Genomic DNA, 3,409 nt, shown 5'->3' on the forward strand with positions numbered 1-3,409 from the left:
GGGCTGGCAGCCGGCGCGATGCGAGGAAGCGGGAAGCGGCGCAGCCGCTTCAAAGACGGACGCCCTGGGTCCCCGCCTACGCGGGGATGACGATCACTTCCACATCGCCCGCGACCGCGCCCGCACCTGCATCACCGGCGCCTGCGGTTCCGCCGCGAAGCCCGGACGCACGGCGATCGCCTCCGGCCAGGTCACGTGCTCGAAGTGCTTCGCCATGCCCTCGCTGATGAAACGCGTGCGGCCCGCATACATGTGCTTGTCGCCGCCGCTGGCCTGCTGCGTCACGTAGAAGCGTTGCGGGATGAGCAGGTGCAGGTCTTCCTTCGCGCGCGTCATCGCGACGTACAGCAACCGCCGCTCCTCCTCCAGTTCCTCGGTGGTGCCGGTCGCCATGTCGCTCGGGATGCAGCCGTCGACCACGTTCAGCACGTGCACCGCCTTCCACTCCTGCCCCTTGGCGCTGTGGATGGTGGACAGGATCAGGTAGTCCTCGTCGCGCAGCGGCGGGCCGCTCTGGTCGCTCGTCACTTCAGGCGGGTCGAGCGTGAGCTCGGTGAGGAAGCGTTCGCGGCTGCCGTAGCCGGCCGCCAGGCGCACCAGCTGCTCGACGTCGAGCTTGCGCACCTGCGGGTCGTCGTGCAGGCGATCGAGCTGCGGCAGGTACCAGGCTTTCGCCAGTTCCATGTCGGCCGGCCAGGCAAGCTCGGCGTCGTTCAGTTTGGCGAACAGCGCGGCGAGTTGCGTCCACTCCTCCTTCGCCTGCGCCGGCGGCTCGAAGGACTGCAGCGCCGCGTGCGGATCGCCCGCTTCGCCCATCGCGTCGAGCAGCCGGGTGGCGGTGGCGGCGCCGATGCCCGGTACCAGCTGCGCGACGCGGAAACCCGCCATGCGCCCGCGCGGGTTCTGCGCGAAACGCAGCACCGCCATGATGTCCTTGACGTGCGAGGCTTCCAGGAATTTCAGGCCGCCGAACTTCACGAAGGGGATGTTGCGGCGCGCGAGTTCCAGCTCCAGCGCGGCGCTGTGGTGGCTGGTGCGGAACAGCACGGCCTGCGACTTCAGCACCGTGCCGCCTTCGCGCCGGCGCAGCACCTGGTCGGCCACCCAGCGGGCCTGCTGCGCCTCGTCGGGCACCAGCACGAGTTGCGCGCGCTGGCTGGAGGGCTGGTCGGAATACAGGTTCTTCGCGTGGCGCTCGCGCGCCGCGGCGATCACCGCATTGCTCGCTTCCAGGATCGGTTGCGTGCTGCGGTAGTTGCGCTCCAGCGTGACGATACGCACCGCTGGGCCGCCCCGAGGTGCGTGCGCCCCCTCGGGGGGTAGCGCAGCGGCTTCGGCCGCAAGCTTGGGGGCCCTGTTCTCCGGCTGCGTGAACTGGTGCGGGAAGTCGAGGATGTTGCGCACCGTGGCGCCGCGGAAGGAATAGATGCTCTGGGCATCGTCGCCCACCACGGTGACGCCCTGCCCCGTCGGCTTCATCCCGAGCAGGATCTCCGACTGCAGCTTGTTGGTGTCCTGGTATTCGTCGACCAGCAGGTGGTCGAAGCGCGCGCCGACCTCTTCGGCCAGCGCGGGCTCGGCCATCATGTCGGCCCAGAAGGACAGCAGGTCGTCGTAATCGAGCACGTTCTGCTGCTGCTTGGCCTCGACGTAGGCGCCGAACAGCTTCTTGAGCTCGTCTTCCCACTGCGTGCACCACGGGTAGACCGACTGCAGCACCAGGTGCAGCGGGTCGCGCGTGTTCAGCACGCGCGAGTAGATGCCCAGGCAGGTGCCCTTGAGCGGGAAGCGCTTTTTCGTATCCGAGAGGCCGATCTCGTGGCGCACCAGGCCCATCAGGTCCTCGGCGTCGCCGCGGTCGTGGATGGTGAAGGTCTCCTCCAGGCCGATGCGCGGGGCGTACTCGCGCAGCAGCCGCGCGCCGATGCCGTGGAAGGTGCCGCTCCAGGGCAGGTTGGGCAGCGACTGCGTGCCTTGCAGGCCGAGCGCCTTCTGCAGCACGCCGCCGACGCGCCGCTCCATCTCCTGCGCCGCGCGGCGGCTGAAGGTGAGCAGCATCATGCGCTGCGGATCCGCGCCGTGGCGGATCAGGGTGGCCACGCGATGCGCCAGCGTGTTGGTCTTGCCCGAGCCCGCACCCGCGATCACCAGCAGCGGGCGGGTGTCGCCGGCCGTGTCGCCGGTGCCATGGGTGGCGGCTTCGCGCTGCTGCGGGTTGAGGGATTCCAGCGGATCGGGGTACAGCATGGCTGTATATTAATACAGTGATCGAAAACATCCTGGTCGGCTCCGCCTCCTGGACCGACAAGAGCCTGATCGGCTGCGGCCGCTTCTATCCGCCGTCCTGCAAGACGGCCGAACAGCGCCTGCGCTTCTATGCGACGCAGTTCCCGATGGTGGAGGTGGATTCGAGCTACTACGCCATGCCGACGCCGCAGAACGCGCAGCTGTGGGCCGAGCGAACGCCGGAGCACTTCACCTTCAACGTCAAGGCCTTCCGCCTGTTCACCGGCCACCAGACGCTGGTCACCGCGCTGCACCGCGACCTCCAGAAGGCGCTGGGACCCGACGTCCCGCGCACGCTGTATTACGAGGATGTGCCGGGCGAACTCCGCGACGAACTCTGGCGCCGCTTCCACGAAGCGCTCGCGCCCCTGAAAAACGCGGGCAAGCTGGGCGCGGTGCACTTCCAGTTCGCGCCCTGGCTGCTGCGCAACCGCGCCGGCATGGCGCACGTGGAGCACTGCGCCGAAAGGATGCATGGCCACGTCGTCGCCGCTGAATTCCGCCACGCCACCTGGTTCTTCGGCGAGCACCTGGAGCAGACGATCGAATGGGAGCGCGAACTGGCCCTCGTGCACACGGTCGTGGATTCGCCGCAGGGCTTCGCCAACTGCGTTCCCTGCGTCTGGGACGTGACGAACCCGAAACTCGCGATCGTGCGGCTGCATGGCCGCAACAAGGAGACCTGGAACAAGAAGGGCCTCGCCGCCTCGTCCGCGCGCTTCGACTACCGCTACAGCGCCGACGAACTCGCGGCGATGGTGCCCGAGCTGAAGCACCTCGCGACGCTGGCGGACGCCGTGCACGTGGTGTTCAACACCAATTACGAGGACCAGGGCCAGGCGAACGCGCGGCTGATGCGCGAAATGCTGCGCGTAAACGCGGGGTAAAAGCTTGTACGCCGGCAGGAGCCCCGGGGCGACCGGCTAGACTGCGCCCAGACCGATGTGAGTACCAAACGATGAACTTGAATTTCCGCCTCACGCTGCTGGCCCTGGGCCTCGCCGCCTCGAGCTTCACGGCGCAAGCGCAGCTCAAGCCGCCCAAGGCCGAATCCGCGCCGCGCGCGGCCGCTCCCGCCGCGCAGGCGCAGCCCGCCGCCGACGGCGCGATCGCCAACCCCGAG

General features: G+C 68.6%; 2 protein-coding genes. One reads left to right on the forward strand and one right to left on the reverse strand.

Annotated elements, in window-relative coordinates:
* Positions 1-93: 93 nt before the first annotated feature.
* A complete protein-coding gene (locus tag VF522_RS19580) occupies positions 94-2,247 on the reverse strand; it encodes an ATP-dependent helicase (RefSeq protein ID WP_330909991.1) in 2,154 nt (717 codons plus the stop codon).
* A 17-nt stretch (positions 2,248-2,264) separates the two neighbouring features.
* Between VF522_RS19580 and VF522_RS19585 the strand changes: the two genes are divergently transcribed.
* Entirely contained in the window at positions 2,265-3,173 is a 909-nt protein-coding gene (locus VF522_RS19585) for a DUF72 domain-containing protein (protein ID WP_330909992.1), read from the forward strand.
* Positions 3,174-3,409: the final 236 nt, after the last annotated feature.

This window comes from Ramlibacter sp. (assembly GCF_036383835.1).
Taxonomy (GTDB): Bacteria; Pseudomonadota; Gammaproteobacteria; order Burkholderiales; family Burkholderiaceae_C; genus Ramlibacter.